The organism is Mesorhizobium sp. P171375 (assembly GCF_057786075.1).
Map to the genome: position 1 here is coordinate 1,914,431 of NZ_JBYNWF010000001.1, position 18,335 is coordinate 1,932,765.

Below are 18,335 nucleotides of genomic sequence, written 5' to 3' on the forward strand. Positions count from 1 at the left end.
CCTAGCTCTTCTCTGGCCTCAGGCTAAGCCCCTAAAAGCATCACAGATTTTTTTCTTCGGTCGGCCAAATTGGCACGAGTTTTGAAGCCTCTTCGTTGCGGGCCGGGAGCCGCCGACCGACTTTCATTTCGTGGATGGCACGAATGGAGCGAAGAAAGAAAAGCAAAATGTCAAATCCGCGTCGGATAGCGTCTATGGGCATGGGGTCCCCGGCGAAACCGCCCTTACCCAACAGCTCGCCGCTCTTGTCGACCCTTGCGCAGGAAATCTTGGCTGGCGGCGGCTCAAAGGCCCACCACACCGGTTTATCCTGAAATCGATGGTGCAGGATAAAGTTCTGCACCTCGCCGCGCGGTGCGCCTAGACAGTTACACGTTGGCCGATGTTGATAATCGGTCTGCCTTCGGACGACGTCCTCTACATGCCGTCTTAGGTCTTCGCTGCCGCAGCACCCGCCGGTCACCTTCCGCCCTTCCATCGGTATAGAGTGAAGTGCCAGCATGTCCGAACAACCTTTGCCGACGCTGCCGATGTGGCGCGTCGATCACATTGAGCCCTCGCCCGAGATGTTGGCGCTACGGGCCAACGGTCCGATCCACCACGTGCGCTTCCCGTCCGGGCACGAAGGCTGGTGGGTCACAGGCTATGACGAGGCCAAGGCGGTGTTGACCGACGCGGCGTTCCGGCCCGCGGGAATGCCGCCGGCGGCATTCACCCCGGATTCGGTGATTCTCGGTTCGCCAGGATGGCTGGTCTCGCACGAGGGGGGCGAGCATACGCGGCTACGCACGATCGTGGCGCCGGCCTTCAGCAACGGCAGGGTGAAGCAGCTCGCGCAGCAAGTGGAGGCGATCGCCGCGCAGTTGTTCGAGACGCTGGCGGCCCAGCCCCAGCCCGCCGATCTGCGGCGCCACCTCTCCTTTCCGCTTCCTGCGATGGTCATTGGCGCGCTGATGGGCGTGCTCTACGAGGATCACGCCTTTTTTGCAGGGCTGTCCGACGAGGTGATGACGCACCAGCATGAAAGCGGCCCGCGAAGCGCGTCGCGCTTGGCCTGGGAAGAACTCCGCGCCTACATTCGCGGCAAGATGCGGGACAAGCGCCAGGATCCGGGCGACAACGTGCTGACGGATCTGCTCGCGGCGGTCGACCAGGGCAAGGCGACCGAGGAAGAGGCGATCGGCCTGGCGGCAGGCATGCTGGTGGCGGGGCACGAGAGCACCGTGGCACAGATCGAATTTGGCCTGCTGGCCATGTTCCGCCATCCGCAACAGCGCGAACGCCTGGTGGGCGATCCATCCCTGGTGGACAAGGCCGTGGAGGAAATCCTGCGCATGTACCCGCCGGGCGCCGGCTGGGACGGCATCATGCGCTATCCCAGGACCGACGTGACCATCGCGGGCATGCATGTTTCCGCGGAGAGCAAGGTGCTGGTCGGCTTGCCGGCGACGTCCTTCGATCCGCGCCATTTCGACGACCCGGAAATCTTCGACATCGGACGTGACGAAAACCCGCACCTGGCGTTCTCCTACGGGCCCCACAACTGCGTCGGCTTGGCGCTGGCCAGGCTGGAACTCAAGGCGGTGTTCGGTTCGATCTTCCAGCGCTTTCCCGCGCTGCGCCTGGCCGTGGCGCCCGAAGAACTGAAGTTGCGCAAGGAGATCATCACTGGCGGGTTCGAGGAGTTCCCGGTGCTCTGGTGATACGCGGACGCCACCAGGAATCCCGATGTTCTCGAATTGCCGGCGCGCCTGCCGCGCCGATCAGATCAGCCAGCCAACAGGTGACCAAGATGGACGTGCAAGACACCATGGCATCATGCCGGGACGCCTTCGCCGAACTGGCGTCGCCAGCGTGCATTCAGGACCCGTACCCATTCATGCGGTGGTTGCGCGAGCACGATCCGGTACATCGCGCGGCGTCGGGCCTCTTTCTGTTGAGCCGCCACGCCGACATCTACTGGGCGCTTAAAGCCACTGGCGATGCTTTTCGGGGGCCGGCACCAGGCGAACTGGCGCGCTATTTCCCGCGTGCGGCGACCAGCCTGTCGCTAAGTCTGCTGGCGTCCACTTTGGCGATGAAGGAACCTCCAACGCATACGCGTCTGCGCCGGCTGATCTCGCGCGATTTCACCATCGGCCAGATCGACAAGCTGAGGCCGGCCATCGCTCGCATTGTCGCAGCGCGCCTGGACGGCATGGCGCCCGCACTGGAGCGCGGGGAGGCAGTGGACCTGCATCAGGAATTCGCGCTGGCCTTGCCCATGCTGGTTTTCGGCGAACTGTTCGGCATGCCCCCGGACGACATTCTCGGGCTCGTCACCGGCATCAGCGCCATTCTGGAAGGCCTGAGCCCGCACGCCAGCGATCCCCAGCTCGCCGCGGCGGACTCGGCCAGCGCCAGGGTTCAGGCCTACTTCGGCGACCTCATACAGCGCAAGCGCTCCGATTCCAGCCACGACATCGTGTCAATGCTGGTCGGCGCACACGACGGCGATGCCGAGATGCTGTCGGATACGGAATTGATCAGCATGCTCTGGGGCATGTTGCTGGGCGGCTTCGCCACCACTGCCGCGGCCATCGGCCATGCTGTCCTGGCGATGCTGGCGTATCCCGAACAGCGGCACTGGCTGAAAGGAGATGCCATGGGGGTAAAGGCATTCGTCGAAGAAGCCCTGCGCTACGACGCGCCCGCCATGTTCAGCTCCATTCCGCGTATCGCCCAGCGCGACATCGAACTGGGCGGCGTGGTGATCCCGAAGAACGCGGACGTGCGCGTTCTGATCGCGGCCGGCAATCGTGACCCGGACGCCTTCGCCGATCCGGACCGCTTCGATCCCGTGCGGTTCTACGGCACCAGTCCTGGCATATCGATCGACGGGAAGATCATGCTGGCCTTCGGCCACGGCATCCACTTCTGCCTTGGTGCGCAACTGGCCCGGGTGCAGTTGGCCGAGAGCCTGCCGCGGATCCAGGCGCGCTTCCCCACGCTGGCATTGGCCGAGCAGCCGACCCGGGAGCCCTCCGCGTTCCTTAGGACGTTCCGCGCGCTGCCGGTGCGGCTGCATCGGCAGGAGGGCTGAGATGCGCGTCGTGGTCGATCAGGATCTGTGCGGAACTACCGGGCAGTGCGTGCTGACGCTGCCGGGCGCCTTTCGCCAGCGCGAACCGGACGGGGTGGCCGAAGTGTGCGTGGCGACGGTCCCGCAGGCGCTGCACGCCGCCGTGCGGCTTGCGGCCAACCAGTGCCCGGTCGCCGCCATTCGGGTCATCGAAAGCGATGCTGGCCATGACGAGCGCGCCAGCGCGGACCCTGCGCCTTCTCCGGCGCAGGCCGAGCGGCATGCTGCGAAAGACCAATGCAATTCAGGAGACACGATGGCAAGGTTTGAAGGCAAGGTGGCCGTGGTGACCGGCGCCGGCGCCGGCATCGGCAAGGCATGCGCTCTCGCCATCGCGCGCGGGGGCGGCAGAGTGGTGGTGGCCGACATTGATGGCTCGGCGGCCATCGCCTGCACCGCGCAGATCGCGGCCGAAGCAGGCCACGCGCTGCCCATAGCCATGGATATCGCCGATGAGCAGGCGGTGGCAGCGCTGTTCGAGACGGCGGAGCGGCACTTCGGGGGGGTCGACCTGCTGGTGAACAATGCGAGCGCCATGCATCTGACCCCGCGCGACTGCGCGATCCTCGACCTGGACCTGGCAGTCTGGGACCAGACCATGGCGACCAATCTGCGCGGCACGCTGCTCTGCTGCCGGCAGGCCATCCCACGGATGATCGGCCGCGGCGGTGGCGCGATCGTCAACATGTCGTCGTGCCAAGGGCTCAGCGGTGACACGGCGCAGACGTCCTACGGCGCGTCGAAGGCGGCGATGAACATGCTCTCGGCTTCGCTCGCCACCCAGTACGGTCATGCGCAGATTCGCTGCAACGCGGTTGCGCCGGGTCTTATCATGACCGAGCGTCTCCTCGCCAAGCTGGACGAGTGCATGCAACGGCATCTGCGCCGGCACCAGCTCCTGCAGCGCGTCGGCCGCCCCGAGGACGTGGCCGCGCTCGTGGCGTTCCTGCTCTCCGCCGATGCTGCGTTCATCACCGGCCAGGTCGTGTGCATCGATGGCGGCATGCTGGCGCATGTGCCGACATACGCCGACGGTGGCAACAGCTGCGCCGCGCGCCCTGCCGGCGACACCGAATCGGCGACGGCGGCGCGCTGCTGATGGACATACTGCTCAACCCACTCAACCGTCGGCACCGGCTTCGATCCGACATCCCGGTCATGCCCGGCGCTTTCCCCTTGGTCGGGCATCTTCCCGCCATTGTCTGCGACCTGCCGCGCCTGCTGCAACGCGCAGAACGGACGCTGGGCAGCCACTTCTGGCTGGATTTCGGCCCTGCCGGACATCTGATGACCTGTGTGGATCCGGACGCATTCTCTCTGCTCAAGCACAAGGACGTGTCCTCGGCGCTGATCGAAGAGATCGCGCCCGAATTGCTTGGCGGAACGTTGGTTGCCCTGGACGGCGGCGCGCACCGGCAGGCGCGCGATGCCATCAAGGCAGCGTTCTTGCCCAAGGGGCTGACCCAGGCCGGGATCGGCGACCTGTTCGCGCCGGTCATCCAGGCGCGGGTGCAGGCGTGGCGCGCCCGCGGCGAGGTAACTATCCTGCGCGAGACCGGCGACCTGATGCTGAAGCTCATCTTCAGCCTCATGGGAATCCCCGCGCAGGACCTGCCGGGATGGCATCGCAAGTACCGGCAATTGCTGCAGTTGATCATCGCGCCACCCGTCGACCTGCCCGGATTGCCTTTGCGGCGCGGCCGCTCCGCCCGCGACTGGATCGACGCGCAGTTGCGCCGGTTCGTCCGCGATGCGCGCGCGCATGCCGCGCGCACCGGGTTCATCAACGACATGGTGAGCGCTTTTGACAGCAGCGACGGTCCGCTCTCCGATGACGTCCTGGTCGCGAACATTCGCTTGCTGCTGCTTGCCGGTCACGACACCACTGCCTCGACGATGGCCTGGATCGTGATCGAGCTGGCGAGGCAGCCTGTGCTGTGGGACGCCCTGGTCGAGGAGGCGCAACGCGTGGGCGCGGTGCCGACCCGGCACGCGGACCTGGCGCAGTGTCCGGTCGCCGAGGCCCTGTTCCGCGAGACACTGCGCCTGCATCCGGCGACCACGCTCCTGCCGCGTCGCGCGCTGCAGGAATTGCAACTCGGCCAACGGCGTATTCCCGCGGGCACCCACCTATGCATCCCGCTGCTGCATTTCTCGACCTCGGCGCTGCTGCACGAGGCGCCTGATCAGTTCCGCCTGGCGCGGTGGCTGCTACGCACAGAACCGGTCCGGCCCGTGGACATGCTGCAGTTCGGTACCGGCCCACACGTCTGCATCGGCTACCACCTGGTATGGCTGGAAATGGTGCAGTTCTGCATCGCCTTGGCGCTGACCATGCACAAGGCCGGGGTGCGGCCGCAGTTGCTGAGCGACGTCGAAAAAGGCCGGCGCTATTACCCGACCGCACATCCGTCCATGGCAATCCGCATAGGCTTCTCATGAGCTGGCGTCGCACGCCCTGTGTGGCAAGGCAGCGGCGCCGGCGGGGCGCGGCATTGCTGCACTCAGCACACGCACTCGTGTGACGACTTGCGCTCGCCGTGGCCGTCTCAGCTACAAGGACATGAACAACATGCAAACCGGTTCCACAATACACGACGACCGAACTGGCGTTTCCGCATTCGGCGGGTTGGGCGCGCAGGCGCGCGGCGCATCTGGCGGGCTGCTCCCGGAGATCTGGATGCAGGACGGCGCAAAGCGGGTCGAACAGGCGCTGGCGCGTCTGCTCTGCGCCGAAGACGACGGTAAGACAGAGCTGATGGCAGCCATGCGCTACGCCACCTTGCATGGCGGGAAGCGCACCAGAGCCTTGCTCTGTCTGGCTGCCGGCGCACTGGCGGGCACGCCGGCGCACATGCTCGACGACGTCGGTGCCGCCATCGAGATGATGCACGCCTGTACCCTGGTCCACGACGACCTGCCCGCGATGGACGACGACGTGCTTCGCCGCGGCCTTCCGACCGTGCACGTAAAGTTCGGCGAAGCCACTGCGATCCTGGTCGGCGATGCGCTGCAGGCCCACGCCTTCCTGACCCTGGCGAGCCTGGATGCGCCGGGCGACAATCGTATCGCGCTCGTGCGTGAACTGGCGCAGGCGGTGTCCGCCGAGGGTGCCGCAGGCGGGCAGGCCATGGATTTGTCGCTGGTCGGAAAGCACGCCGGGCTGGACAGGATCCTGGCGATGCACCGGATGAAAACCGGAGCGCTAGTGCGCGCGTCGGTTCGCATGGGCGCGCTATACTCCATCGCGGAGGATGCCGCGCACACTACGCTGTACAGTGCACTCGATCGCTACACCGCCTGTTATGGCCTGGCGTTGCAGGTGGCCGACGACATTCTCGACGCGACGGCGAATACCGCGACTCTTGGCAAGACCCCCGGCAAGGACGCGGCCGCGCAGAAGCCGACCTGCGCGTCGATCATGGGGTTGCAGGCAGCGCGCCAGTTCGCGCTGTTTTTGTTGCACGACGCCGGGGAGGCCATCGCCCCTCTGGGGGCGCGTGCGGAAGGGTTGGCGCAGATGCTGCAGCGGGCCAACGTCTATCTGTCCGCGCATACGCATGAGCGCGCCCATCCATAAGGACTTGCCGCTGTGCTGCTGCGATCGGCCGGCGGGCGCTGCATGCTGCACTGTGTCCGTGTCGGCGGCGACGTGCGCGGCGTCTGCCCGTTTCTGTTCTCATAGCCCTCTGCAGAAGGAAAATCCCGCGTGAACGCGCTGTCCGAACAGATCCTTTCCGAATTGCGCCACCTGCTGAGCGAGATGAGCGACGGCGGCAGCGTCGGTCCGTCCGTATACGACACGGCGCGAGCTCTGCAGTTCGACGGCAAAGTCACCGGTCGGCACGAGGCATATGCGTGGCTCATCGCGCAGCAACAGGCCGATGGCGGATGGGGAGGTGCGGACTTCCCGCTGTTTCGCCATGCGCCCACCTGGGCGGCGCTGCTGGCATTGCAGCGTGCCGATCCTCTTCCCGGCGCCGCCGACGCAGTCCAGGCTGCAATCCGGTTCCTCGAGCGCCAGCCCGATCCCTACGCGCATGCGGTGCCGGAAGACGCGCCCATCGGCGCGGAGCTGATCCTGCCGCAGTTGTGCGACGAGGCCGCATCCTTGCTGGGCGCCTTGGCGTTTCCGCGCCACCCGGCGCTGTTGCCGTTGCGGCAAGCACGCCTGGTCAAGCTGGGGGCTGTGGCGACCTTGCCGAGCGGCCATCCGTTGCTGCACTCCTGGGAAGCCTGGGGGGCGTCGCCGGCCACCGCATGCCCGGACGACGACGGCAGCATCGGCATCAGTCCGGCGGCCACCGCCGCGTGGCGTGCGCACGCCGTGACACAGGGAAGAACGTCGCAGGTCGGGCGCACCGACGGGTATCTGCAGGCGGCATCGCGGGCAACGCGCACCGGCATCGAAGGTGTCGTTCCCAACGTCTGGCCGATCAATGTGTTCGAGCCATGCTGGTCGCTGTACACCCTGCATCTGGCCGGTCTGTTCGCGCATCCCGCGCTCGCCGAGGCGGTGCAAGTGATCATCGCGCAGCTCGACGCCCGCCTCGGAGTCCGCGGTCTGGGCCCTGCCTTGCACTTCGCGGCCGATGCGGACGACACCGCCGTTGCGTTGTGCGTCCTTCGCCTTGCAGGCCGCGATCCGGCGGTCGATGCATTGCGCCATTTCGAAACCGGCGAGCTGTTCGTCACCTTCCCCGGCGAGCGCAATGCCTCGGTGTCGACCAACATCCATGCCCTGCATGCGTTGCGAATGTTGGGAAAACCCGCCGCCGGCACCAGCGCCTACGTCGAGGCCAATCGCAACCCGCACGGTCTATGGGACAACGAAAAATGGCACGTTTCGTGGCTTTATCCCACCGCGCATGCGGTCGCTGCGCTCGCGCAAGGCAAGCCTCAGTGGCGCGACGAGCGCGCGCTGGCGGGGCTGCTGCGGACGCAGCGCGACGACGGCGGCTGGGGCGCCGGCTGCCCGTCCACATTCGAGGAAACCGCCTATGCGCTGTTCGCGTTGCACGTGATGGACGGGAGCGAAGAGCCGGCAGGGCGCCGGCGCATCGCGCAGGCGGTAGGGCGTGCGCTGAAGTGGATGCTCGCCCGCCACGCGGCGCATGAATTGCCCCAGACGCCGCTGTGGATCGGAAAGGAACTGTATTGCCCCACTCGGGTGGTGCGCGTGGCCGAACTCGCCGGGTTGTGGCTGGCGCTTCGTTGGGGGCGGCGCGTCTCGGCCGAGGGAGCAGGAGCGGGGCCATGATCCCGACCGATCGCGCCCTGCAGCACGTGCTGGAGTGGGGGCGTTCCCTGACCGGGTTCGCCGACGAGCATGGCGTGGAAGCAGTCCGGGGCGGCCAGTACATCCTGCAGCGCATCCATCCGAGCCTGCGCGACGCCAGCGCCCGCACCGGCCGCGATCCGCTCGACGAAACGCTGATCGTGGCGTTCTATCGCGAACTGGCGCTGCTCTTCTGGCTCGACGATTGCAACGACCTTGGCCTGATCGCGCCGGAGCAGCTCGCCGCGGTGGAGCAGGCGCTGGGGCAAGGTGTGCCGTGCGCGCTTCCCGGATTCGAGGGCTGTGCTGTGCTGCGCGCTTCGCTCGCCGCGCTCGCCTACGATCGTCGCGACTATGCTCAGCTTCTCCACGATACCCGGTGCTACTGCGCGGCGCTGCGCGCCGGACACGCGCAGGCGGCAGGGGCGGAGCGCTGGTCCTACGCCGAGTACTTGCAGAACGGCGTGGATTCGATCGCGTACACGAACGTGTTCTGTTGCCTGTCCTTGCTGTGGGGGCTGGACATGGCGACCTTGCGCGCGCATCCGGCGTTTCGCCAAGCCCTGCGGCTCATATCCGCAATAGGGCGCTTGCAGAACGATCTGCATGGACGCGAAAAGGACAGGTCGGCCGGCGAGGGAGACAACGCGGCGATCCTGCTGCTGCACCGCTATCCGGCTATGCCTGTGGTGGAGTTCCTCAAGGATGAGCTGGCCGGCCATACGCGCATGCTGCACCGGGTGATGGCGGAAGAACGTTTTCCCGCGCCGTGGGGGCCGTTGATCGAGGCCATGGCGGCAGTCCGCGCACAGTACTACGAGACCTCGACCAGCCGCTACCGCAGCGACGCTGCGGCGGGAGGCCAACGTGCGCGGGCCTGAACGCGCGGGAATCGGCGGCTTGCGCGCGCTGCCGCCGGTCCGATCCGACGCAACGCTGTCGCCCGATGCGGCGGATAGACCGAGCACCAGCGACACCAACCTGAGCCGGCGCAAGGACGACCACCTGGACATCGTGCTGGATCGTCGAACGGCACGGGCCAAGGCCGCCGGCTGGGAGTACATTCGTTTCGAACACTGCGCATTGCCCGAGTTGGACCTGACGCAGATCGACCTCAGCGCCTCGCTGCTGGGCAAGACCATGCGCGCGCCTCTGCTGATCAGCTCCATGACCGGCGGCATGCCACGCGCTGAGGCCATTAACCGGCATCTGAGCGAGGCAGCGCAAGCCTTGGGGATCGCCATGTGCGTCGGTTCGCAGCGCGTGAGCCTGCAATCCCGCAACTCCCAGGGGCTGACGCGCGCGCTACGCCGCCTCGCCCCAGACGTTCCCTTGCTGGCCAATATCGGCGCCGCGCAACTGCGCGAGGCCGACGGCCTGGACCTCGCGCGCGGGGCGGTGGATGCACTGGAGGCCGATGGACTCATCGTCCATCTCAATCCGCTGCAGGAAGCAGTACAGCCGGAGGGCGACCGCGACTGGCGCGGCGTCCTGGCGCAGATCGCTCGCGCCGCGCGCAGCGTCGGCGTGCCGATCGTGGCCAAGGAAGTGGGGTCGGGCCTGTCCGCCTCGGTAGCCTGTGCGCTCGTCGAGGCGGGCGTGGCGGTGATCGATGTCGCCGGCGCCGGCGGCACCAACTGGGCCGCGGTGGAGGGCGAGCGCGCCCCCGATGCCGCCGACCGCGCAGTGGCAATGGCATTCGCGGATTGGGGGATTGCGACCCCGGCCAGCGTGCAGGCGGTACGTCGGGCGCTGCCAGCGGTGAAGCTGATCGCGTCGGGCGGGATCAGCGACGGCGTCGACGCGGCCAAGGCTATCCGCCTGGGCGCGGACATCGCCGGGCAGGCAGCCGGCGTGCTGCGCGCGGCTACGGTATCCACCGAGGCGGTTGTCGCGCATTTCGAGATCGTCATCCGCCAGTTGGCCGTCGCCTGCTTCTGCACCGGCTCGGCTGATCTGGCGGCGTTGCGTCATGCCCGCTTGTTGCCCTCGGCGCATCTGACCGCCGGTTGACGGCGGCGCCGCCCGTACGTGCGGCGGACGCTAGTCTTACTGGGTCAGAAAGTCTCGGAAGCGGGGGATTTGCGCTGTGTTCGGGTGCTGCTTCGTGATCAAGCTGTATTCGACGGCTATGTCGATGCTTTGATCAGGGTGATCGGTCATGCCGACCTAGCCGAGCCCCTGAAGGGGTCGGAACATGGTGCGCCGGGAGACCGGCAGGGAGTAGATGGTGCAAATCCATCGCAATGAAGGGGTATTCCTGCAAGCAACGGAGAAGGTAAGCCAGCCTCAATCCCTTGTTTTTGCTTGGTGTTATGCAAATTAGGCACCGATCCACATTGCCCCGGTAGTGTGCTGAGAGTTCTGCAAATTCGCTGAGAGGGGGCGGTCATGGCAGGCTGGTGATTGTTCACGTCACCGATTCCCGCGAAGGAACGCCACCATGACCAAGACTGAAGTTAAGACCGCCAGCGCTGCCGTCAAAGACATTTTGCTTTCGAACCCGGATGGATTGCACGAAGTGCTCCGTGCGGTGATGCAGGAGGTGCTCGAAGCCGAGATGGACGAGGTGCTGGGTGCCTCGAAGAGCGAGCGCACGCCCGAACGGCTTGGCTATCGCTCGGGCTATTAGGGCCGTACCCTTGTGACGCGGGTCGGCAAGCTCGAGCTGCGGGTTCCGCAGGACCGGGCCGGGCGCTTCTCCACCGAGCTGTTCGAGCGCTACCAGCGTTCCGAGCGGGCCTTGGTGGCGACACTGGCGGAGATGTATGTCCAGGGCGTGTCGACCCGCAAGGTGAAGGCGATCACGGAAGAACTGTGCGGCCATGCCTTCTCGGCCTCGTCGATCTCGGCCATCAACAAGCGGCTGGACGAGAGCCTCGCTGCCTTTGCCAGGCGCCCCCTTCAAGAGCCGTTTCCTTACCTCATCCTCGATGCGCGCTACGAGAAGGTGCGTGAAGCCGGTGTTGTCATGAGCCAGGCGGTGCTGATCGCGGTCGGTATCGACTGGGACGGAAGGCGCCAGATCCTGGCCGTGGAGATGGCCAATCGCGAGAGCCGCTCGGCCTGGAGGGACTTCCTCGTCGGCCTCAAGGCGCGCGGCCTCAAGGGCGTCGAGTTGGTTGTGTCCGACGATCACGCCGGCCTGGTGGCAGCGATCGGCGAGGTGATCCCCGAAGCCGCCTGGCAACGCTGCTACGTGCACTTCCTCAGGAACGCGCTCGATCATCTGCCGAGGAAGCACGGCGACGACTGCCTGCAGGAATTGCGCTGGCTCTACGACCGGCGCGATCTCGCAGAGGCCAGGGCTGATCTTGCCGCATGGCTTGCCAAATGGTCGGCACGCTATCCGCGCCTGACAGGCTGGGCCGAGGATGCCATCGAACAAACCCTGACCTTCTTCAGGCTGCCGAGACAGCACCACAAGCATCTCAAATCCACCAACATGCTGGAGCGGCTCAACGAGGAAATCCGCCGGCGCACCTATGTCGTGCGCATCTTCCCCAACACCGAAAGCTGCCTGCGCCTGGTCAGGGCGTTGGCCGTCGAGACCAATGAAAACTGGATGGAGGCCAACCGATACATCAACATGGACGACCTGCGCGAGCACAAGAAGCTCGCTCTGCGCCAAGCCGCATGACCAGCATCATGGCTGCCCCATTTTGCAGAACTTGACGCACACAACCATTGCCCCCGAGTCATGCGCGGTCGGTCGTGAGGTGCCTCCGGCTATCCACAGCACTTCCCGGCAAGGTGCCCAACGCCCATTAGAGGCGCATGGATCGGCTTGATCAGGGCGTTGGGCGCGGTCGTCATGAAGCCGTAAAGCTCGAAATCGCCGGCGCCGTCCTTGACCTTCCGCACCCCATGCCATGGCGTCCAGAGGCCAGCGAAGAAGAAAAGCGGCCGGTCCTCATTGAGCGCGAACCAATCCGCTGAATACCTGTCTCAGGGTCCTTATGCCGGGTGTTGGGCTGGGCTCCGAGAAACTCGTCACAGGCACCACACAGCGATGCTCAACCCCAACATACTGCTGCCAATGGCCGTATTGTGGGTTGCGGATATTGGTCGTGCCGTAGTCGGCCTTGCCCTTGACCCGTTCGAGCGGTGTCGGCATTCCCCAAAGCAGGTTGGCGACTTCACGTTGCCCGTCTGCCGCATTGCGGACCACCGGACCGGGCTGGTTGGGGGCTGGTTGGGGTAGATGTCGATGGACGGTTCAGGTTGCCTGAGATGGTCGCGCAGAGCCCTGGTGCACTGGCGTATGGCTTCTTGCGACGTGGTGATGTTGTGCAGATTGCACATCTAGGAAGGAGCAACCCCGTTCTTTTTGGCAAGCATGGAAAGGGCTTTTTCCTTGATATCTGCCGCGACCAAAGTCAGAGCTTCGTCGCGATCCTTGAAACTTGCGATCGATGTACCCTTGAGGGTCGCCTGAAAAGAGCCGAAGAGCTCTTCCTGCCACAGGCAATTTCTCGCGATCACTGGAATAACAACCGTCGTGTTGTTGGCCTCTCTCTCCATCGCGTGAGTTAGCTCAATCTGGTTGCAATAACGCGAGTTGATAAAGTCAACGCTTATCAGGAGGATGATAATGTCGGCGCTCTCTAGATTGCCCTTGATGGCGTCCGCCCATTTGTCGCCAGTCTCGATTTCGCCATCGTGCCAAGCCTCGACAAGACCAAGTCGGCTCAGCGGCGTAAGGTGCTTTAGAAGGTCAACCTTGATAGCCGCATCTGCATGCGAGTAGGAGATAAACGCCTTGAGAGGCTTGGGACTGGGGCTAGCCGCATTTTGGGGGAGGGACATAGTCCCACCGGGACCTCCTCTTATCAGTCCATTCTTCCTCAGGCGGTCCTTAGTTGTCGTGTAACGTTCTTCTATCCAACCCAGTTTATTGAAAAGGGCTGCGTTCTTAACGCTCACTTTTCCGCCCCCCGACAATTCTCTAACGGCGTCCATAAACCGGTCTTCTAGAGTTCCAACGCGCTTCCGCGATTTTGCCTTGCTTGCCATTTTATGGAGCCCCCCGAATCTAGGTCGACACTTCCAGCGAAAGTCTTTTGCAGTCAAGTCAACGCTGGAAATTAAGCCGGGAAATCCTCTAATTGGGGAGCCGGCTTGTTGCCAGCAATAAACTCGAACGGTGCGTTGCGTCTTTGTGTTAGCTTGTCGGGTCGGAGGTCTAGCCAGCCTGAGTTAGAGCCTTCTCAAGCGCCGGTCTGGGCACCTCAAGCTGCGCCTTGTCGCCACCCTATAGTCGTCCCCGACGCTGCGAGCCGTCCAAGGGTTGTCAGCTCTGGTGATGCTGACACGGGGCCTAGCTTACGCGCTTACCGTCATCTCAGCCCCTGTCGGTTATGTCCGCGGCCAGGGCATCGATATTCCGTCGAATTGCTCTCCCAGGTCGCACCGCTCCTTGGCTCATATCGCATTCACCAAAGACTATCTCTGGAACGAGATTGACCGACCCGGGAACGCTCCAGGCCGATCCGAGCTAACCGGTCAATCCAAACAACTTCGAATTACCTTAGCGGGTATTATTCTAAAAATGCCCACGGTGCCCCGGTTACAGGCAGCCCGCGAACGCGGGCGAAAGGGTGGACGCCGTCCGAAACAAACCCAATCAGCGCTCCGAAATCACTCGACTCAGCTAAATGAAGGCTGTGCGGCATCTGAAGCAGCCCGTCTCTTTCATAGGACCACCGTCGAGTGCATCGGCGCCGAGGTCAAATAGCCGTTGGCTGAATGTTCTTTCAGTTGGCCGTCTGCAGCGACGCATGCACTAGGCCTATTACGAAGAAAAGCCGGTGGACGGTGGCCACAGCAGCTGTATGAACCGTGCTCGCCGGCGTGCCTTCGGACGTGGCAACCGCATCGGGTCGAGCCGATCTGGAAGGTGCTGCCGATCGCCCCGTCGAGCTACCACGACCATGTCGCCAAGCGCATCGATCCTTCCCGGCTGTCGGCTCGGGCGAAGCGGGATGAGGCCATGGCCTTGAAGGATGAGGTCCGACGCGTGTTCGAGGCCAACTTCCGCGTCTACGGCGTTCGCAAGGTCTGGCGGCAGTTGCAACGCGAGGGCTTCGATGTCGCCCGCTGCACGGTTGCCCGCCTGATGAAGGCCATGGGCCTCGAAGGCATCATCCGCGGCAAGCCAATCCGCACCACGGTGAGCGACAAGGCGGCACCATGCCCTCTCGATCACGTCAATCGCCAGTTCCATGCCCCGGCGCCGAACATGCTGTGGGCCTCCGACTTCACCTACGTCGCGACCTGGACGGGCTTCGTCTATGTCGCCTTTGTCATCGACACCTATGCGCGAAGGATCGTCGGCTGGCGGGTGAGCCGGACGGCGCATGCCAGCTTCGTTCTGGACGCTCTGGAACAGGCTCTCCATGATCGGCGGCCCGTGCAGGGGGGCAGGCTGATCCATCACAGCGATAGAGGCCGCCCAATACGACTCTATCAGATACACCGAGCGCCTGGCGGAGGCCGGCGTTGAGCCTTCGGTAGGCAGCGTCGGCGACAGCTACGACAATGCTCTCGCCGAAACGATCAACGGCCTTTACAAGGCCGAGGTGATCCATCGACGCGGACCATGGCGCGACTTCGAAGCCGTCGAGTTCGGTAGCTCGATTGGGTCGATTGGTTCAACAATCGCCGGCTGCTGGAGGCCATCGGCAACATTCCGCCGGCCGAAGCTGAGGAACGCTACTACGCCATTCTGTATGACCCAGCCATGGCCGCGTGACTCAACGAAACGGCCTCCGGAAAACCCGGTGCGGTTCAGTTCTCGGAGGAACGACGTTGCCGCGCGGCGCTAAAGAGAGAGGAAGATTGATCTCTTTCCATATCATTTTCTTCACATATGATACGTAAACAGATCGTAAAGCATTGAAACTACTCGCTGGATGAGATACCTTTGCGTACCATCGCGCATTGGAATAGATCGTATAGGTTGCGTTATGGACTCTCAATCGGAAATTCTACGGGAAATCGGTGGGTTTTTCAGGCAGGCGAGGTTGGCCGCTGCGATGACGCAGGAGCAGGTCGCCGATTTGGCGGGTATATCCCGTCCCCGATATCGCGACATCGAAAAGGGAGCCGCAGCCGCGCGTGCGACGACGCTCATGAATATCGCTCGCGCGCTCGGTCTGGAAATGATGCTGGTTCCGCAAGCCATGGTGCCGGCTGTCCAGGCTCTATTGCGTCCGCATGATGATGACGATCGACCCGCCTTTGTTTCTCAACCTGACGATGACGATCATGGCTCCAGTCTTTCGCGCACCTAAGACGATCCCGTCACTGGACGTGCTCTTGAATGCAGTGAAGATCGGCACAATCGTCAGGACGCCGGGCGATTTCAATGCGTTCAACTTCGATGACGCCTACCGCGCGACGGGCGGCTTTCCGGTTCTCAGCCTGTCGTTCCGGGCAGCGACGGGAGGATTGCGGAAAGATCCAAAGCCTCTGGCAAGCGCCTTGCCCGCTTTCTTCGCGAACCTCCTGCCGGAGGAGAAATTGCGGGAGGCGATGGAAAGGCATCACGAAGGCAATGTGCGGCCAGGCAATGATTTCGATCTTTTAGCGGCACTGGGCGCCGATCTGCCGGGAGCCGTACGGGCGTTGCCCAGTGACGGCGCGATAACGGTTTCGAAGGATGGCTCAAAGGATCACCCCAAGGCACGGTTCTCGCTTGCCGGCGTGCAGATGAAGCTGTCGGTCATGAAGAACATTGGAAAAGGCGGCGGCCTTACCTTGCCGATGGACGACGAGCAGGGCCGGTACATTGCCAAGTTCCCTTCGACGGCGTTTCCGGGCGTTTCCGAGAACGAATTCGCCAACCTGGCGCTGGCAGCAGCAATCGGCATGGAGGTTCCTGAATGCGAACTGGTCGAGAAGTCCGATTTTGAGGGCGTTCCCGAAGAATTCAATACGCTGTCGGAGGGCAAGGTCCTTCTCGTCAAACGCTTCGATCGCGGCGCCGGTGGCGAGAGGATACACATCGAGGATTTCGCTCAGGTCTTCGGTGTCTACCCCTCGCGCAAATATGAGGGGGCCGCTTATCACGACATAGCCTTGGCTCTTGGCGTGGCCGTCTCGCCTACGGCGGCTCTCGATTTCGTCCGCCGCCTGGCACTGAGCGTCATCACCGGCAATGGCGACATGCACCTGAAGAATTGGTCTTTGATGTATCCCGGAAACGGCGACAAGCCGGCGCTTGCACCAATCTACGACGTCCTGTCCACTGTGCCATATATTCCCGCCGACGCCATGGCGCTGTCGCTTGGAGGAGAGCGCTCGTTCAAGGCGCTAGCAGCACCGCGATGGAAAGCATTTGCGAACCGCGCAAGGCTTCCGGAGCCGGCAGTCCTAAAGGCAGTGGTCGAGACGGTCAAACTCGTCAACGAGTACTGGTGGCATCTGCCTGAGCGCGACGTTGTCGCAGCGAAAGTGCTCAAGCGGATGGACGAACATGTGAAGGCGATGACGCCGATACTGAACTCCTGCGCCGATAAGTGAGCCGAGTCCCCTCGGGTTGCTGATATAGCGGAACTTTCGATCCGCGGCCCTATGGATGGCTGGATCGAAGGCATGCCAGCGTGGCGCAAGATTCCGCGGAGTGTCCACGATGACACGCGTGAGCAAGCACGTCAGCTCGCCGGAACAGACAGCATCCCGCAATTCACCCAACAGGATCGAGCTGCTGTTCGTCCACTTCAACATAACGACGCGGTTCAAACGAATTCGGTGACTGAGGATCGCGATCCGACGCTTTGTGTCGCCATTGTCGGGTCCGCTACACGGTCTGTTGCGACGATCCTTTCTTTGGCCCTCAGGCTAAACCCCTGAAAAGCAACCATCAAATTATTCTTCGGTTCGATCAGCCAAATTGGCACGAGTCTTGAGATCCTTAGGTGCGAGGCGGCTACAGCTGCCCGACCGGCATTCATGTCGCGGCAGCCGCGATGAATGGAACGAAGGAAGGAAAGCTACATGTCAGGTTTGCGTCAGATCGCCTTTTACGGCAAGGGCGGCATCGGCAAGTCCACCACCTCCCAAAATACGCTCGCCGCCCTTGTCGACCTCGGGCAGAGAATCCTCATCGTCGGCTGCGACCCCAAAGCCGACTCCACCCGCCTGATCCTGAACGCGAAGGCGCAGGATACGGTGCTGCACCTCGCGGCAGAGGAAGGTTCGGTGGAAGACCTGGAACTCGCGGACGTGCTCAAGGTCGGGTACAAAGGCATCAAATGCGTGGAGTCGGGCGGGCCCGAGCCGGGTGTCGGCTGCGCCGGCCGCGGCGTGATCACCTCAATCAACTTCCTCGAGGAGAACGGCGCCTACGACGACGTCGACTATGTCTCCTACGACGTGCTCGGGGATGTGGTGTGTGGCGGTTTCGCGATGCCGATCCGCGAGAACAAGGCCCAGGAAATCTATATCGTCATGTCCGGCGAGATGATGGCGCTCTATGCCGCCAACAACATCGCCAAGGGTATCCTGAAATACGCCCATTCGGGCGGCGTGCGGCTCGGCGGCCTGATCTGCAACGAGCGTCAAACCGACCGCGAGCTCGACCTCGCCGAGGCGCTGGCTTCCAGGCTCAATTCCAAGCTTATCCACTTCGTGCCGCGCGACAACATCGTCCAGCACGCCGAGCTCAGGAAGATGTCTGTGATCCAGTATGCGCCGGACTCCAAGCAGGCGGGGGAATACAGGGCGCTGGCCGAGAAGATCCACGGGAATTCGGGCCAGGGCACCATCCCGACCCCGATCACCATGGAGGAGCTCGAGGACATGCTGCTCGACTTCGGCATCATGAAGACGGACGAGCAGATGCTTGCCGAGCTTCAGGTCAAGGAAGCGGCCAAGGCGGCCGCACAGTAGCGACCGCTGCCGACACGAGGCGCCGCCCGACGTGGTGCGTCT

At 63.8% G+C, this 18,335-nt stretch carries 13 protein-coding genes and 3 pseudogenes; 14 read left to right on the plus strand and 2 right to left on the minus strand.

The window, feature by feature from the left end; all coding sequences use genetic code 11:
* Window positions 1–40: 40 nt before the first annotated feature.
* Window positions 41–502 (minus strand): hypothetical protein, encoded by a 462-nt coding sequence (locus ACYHH6_RS09215; protein WP_352592287.1) that lies wholly within the window; start codon window positions 500–502, stop codon window positions 41–43.
* On the opposite strand from ACYHH6_RS09215, the gene ACYHH6_RS09220 reads away from it, so the two are divergent.
* The 10 genes and pseudogenes from ACYHH6_RS09220 (at window position 501) to ACYHH6_RS09265 (ending at window position 12,039) form a co-directional block, all read left to right on the plus strand.
* Window positions 501–1,703, plus strand: a complete 1,203-nt coding sequence (locus ACYHH6_RS09220; protein WP_352592284.1) for a cytochrome P450 — start codon at window positions 501–503, stop codon at window positions 1,701–1,703. The two genes, ACYHH6_RS09215 and ACYHH6_RS09220, sit on opposite strands and share 2 nt — an antisense overlap.
* Before the next feature lie 89 nt (window positions 1,704–1,792).
* The gene (locus ACYHH6_RS09225; RefSeq protein WP_352592281.1) at window positions 1,793–3,082 is read left to right on the plus strand and encodes a cytochrome P450; all 1,290 of its coding nucleotides are present in this window, start codon (window positions 1,793–1,795) and stop codon (window positions 3,080–3,082) included.
* Window position 3,083: 1 nt separating this feature from the next.
* Window positions 3,084–3,209 (plus strand): annotated as a pseudogene (locus tag ACYHH6_RS09230) (ferredoxin); the annotation flags it as partial.
* A gap of 168 nt (window positions 3,210–3,377) precedes the next feature.
* Window positions 3,378–4,220, plus strand: coding sequence for an SDR family oxidoreductase (locus tag ACYHH6_RS09235; RefSeq protein WP_352592357.1), 843 nt, complete (start codon window positions 3,378–3,380; stop codon window positions 4,218–4,220).
* Window positions 4,220–5,563: a cytochrome P450 gene (locus ACYHH6_RS09240; RefSeq protein ID WP_023687321.1), complete on the plus strand. Its 1,344-nt coding sequence runs from the start codon at window positions 4,220–4,222 to the stop codon at window positions 5,561–5,563. Before ACYHH6_RS09235 ends, ACYHH6_RS09240 begins: the two co-directional genes overlap by 1 nt.
* A gap of 121 nt (window positions 5,564–5,684) precedes the next feature.
* The gene (locus ACYHH6_RS09245) at window positions 5,685–6,701 is read left to right on the plus strand and encodes a polyprenyl synthetase family protein (RefSeq protein ID WP_352592277.1); all 1,017 of its coding nucleotides are present in this window, start codon (window positions 5,685–5,687) and stop codon (window positions 6,699–6,701) included.
* A gap of 129 nt (window positions 6,702–6,830) precedes the next feature.
* Window positions 6,831–8,381: a prenyltransferase/squalene oxidase repeat-containing protein gene (locus tag ACYHH6_RS09250; protein WP_352592274.1), complete on the plus strand. Its 1,551-nt coding sequence runs from the start codon at window positions 6,831–6,833 to the stop codon at window positions 8,379–8,381.
* Window positions 8,378–9,280 (plus strand): terpene synthase family protein, encoded by a 903-nt coding sequence (locus ACYHH6_RS09255; RefSeq protein ID WP_352592271.1) that lies wholly within the window; start codon window positions 8,378–8,380, stop codon window positions 9,278–9,280. The genes ACYHH6_RS09250 and ACYHH6_RS09255 overlap by 4 nt, the downstream gene beginning before the upstream one ends.
* Window positions 9,281–9,308: 28 nt before the next feature.
* The gene (gene fni / locus ACYHH6_RS09260; RefSeq protein ID WP_435053457.1) at window positions 9,309–10,412 is read left to right on the plus strand and encodes a type 2 isopentenyl-diphosphate Delta-isomerase; all 1,104 of its coding nucleotides are present in this window, start codon (window positions 9,309–9,311) and stop codon (window positions 10,410–10,412) included.
* Between the two features lie 430 nt (window positions 10,413–10,842).
* Window positions 10,843–12,039: pseudogene (locus tag ACYHH6_RS09265) on the plus strand (IS256 family transposase).
* Between the two features lie 665 nt (window positions 12,040–12,704).
* Here ACYHH6_RS09265 and ACYHH6_RS09270 read toward each other — a convergent pair.
* Window positions 12,705–13,415, minus strand: coding sequence for a toll/interleukin-1 receptor domain-containing protein (locus ACYHH6_RS09270; RefSeq protein WP_023727169.1), 711 nt, complete (start codon window positions 13,413–13,415; stop codon window positions 12,705–12,707).
* 865 nt (window positions 13,416–14,280) lie between these two features.
* Here ACYHH6_RS09270 and ACYHH6_RS09275 point away from each other — a divergent pair.
* The 4 genes and pseudogenes from ACYHH6_RS09275 to nifH all read left to right on the plus strand — a co-directional run.
* Window positions 14,281–15,153: pseudogene (locus ACYHH6_RS09275) on the plus strand (IS3 family transposase); the annotation flags it as partial.
* Window positions 15,154–15,367: 214 nt separating this feature from the next.
* Window positions 15,368–15,694 (plus strand): helix-turn-helix domain-containing protein, encoded by a 327-nt coding sequence (locus tag ACYHH6_RS09280; RefSeq protein WP_023690557.1) that lies wholly within the window; start codon window positions 15,368–15,370, stop codon window positions 15,692–15,694.
* Window positions 15,669–16,925: a type II toxin-antitoxin system HipA family toxin gene (locus ACYHH6_RS09285; protein ID WP_352498736.1), complete on the plus strand. Its 1,257-nt coding sequence runs from the start codon at window positions 15,669–15,671 to the stop codon at window positions 16,923–16,925. The genes ACYHH6_RS09280 and ACYHH6_RS09285 overlap by 26 nt, the downstream gene beginning before the upstream one ends.
* 474 nt (window positions 16,926–17,399) lie before the next feature.
* The gene (nifH, locus tag ACYHH6_RS09290) at window positions 17,400–18,293 is read left to right on the plus strand and encodes a nitrogenase iron protein (RefSeq protein ID WP_023706403.1); all 894 of its coding nucleotides are present in this window, start codon (window positions 17,400–17,402) and stop codon (window positions 18,291–18,293) included.
* The last annotated feature ends 42 nt before the right edge of the window (window positions 18,294–18,335 follow it).

Bases quoted from the DNA above. Each gene is read 5' to 3' on its own strand.
- ACYHH6_RS09220 (WP_352592284.1), top strand. From the start codon at position 501: ATGTCCGAACAACCTTTGCCGACGCTGCCGATGTGGCGCGTCGATCAC.
- ACYHH6_RS09215 (WP_352592287.1), bottom strand. From the start codon at position 502: ATGCTGGCACTTCACTCTATACCGATGGAAGGGCGGAAGGTGACCGGC.
- ACYHH6_RS09225 (WP_352592281.1), top strand. From the start codon at position 1,793: ATGGACGTGCAAGACACCATGGCATCATGCCGGGACGCCTTCGCCGAA.
- ACYHH6_RS09235 (WP_352592357.1), top strand. From the start codon at position 3,378: ATGGCAAGGTTTGAAGGCAAGGTGGCCGTGGTGACCGGCGCCGGCGCC.
- ACYHH6_RS09240 (WP_023687321.1), top strand. From the start codon at position 4,220: ATGGACATACTGCTCAACCCACTCAACCGTCGGCACCGGCTTCGATCC.
- ACYHH6_RS09245 (WP_352592277.1), top strand. From the start codon at position 5,685: ATGAACAACATGCAAACCGGTTCCACAATACACGACGACCGAACTGGC.
- ACYHH6_RS09255 (WP_352592271.1), top strand. From the start codon at position 8,378: ATGATCCCGACCGATCGCGCCCTGCAGCACGTGCTGGAGTGGGGGCGT.
- ACYHH6_RS09270 (WP_023727169.1), bottom strand. From the start codon at position 13,415: ATGGCAAGCAAGGCAAAATCGCGGAAGCGCGTTGGAACTCTAGAAGAC.
- ACYHH6_RS09280 (WP_023690557.1), top strand. From the start codon at position 15,368: ATGGACTCTCAATCGGAAATTCTACGGGAAATCGGTGGGTTTTTCAGG.
- ACYHH6_RS09285 (WP_352498736.1), top strand. From the start codon at position 15,669: ATGGCTCCAGTCTTTCGCGCACCTAAGACGATCCCGTCACTGGACGTG.
- nifH (WP_023706403.1), top strand. From the start codon at position 17,400: ATGTCAGGTTTGCGTCAGATCGCCTTTTACGGCAAGGGCGGCATCGGC.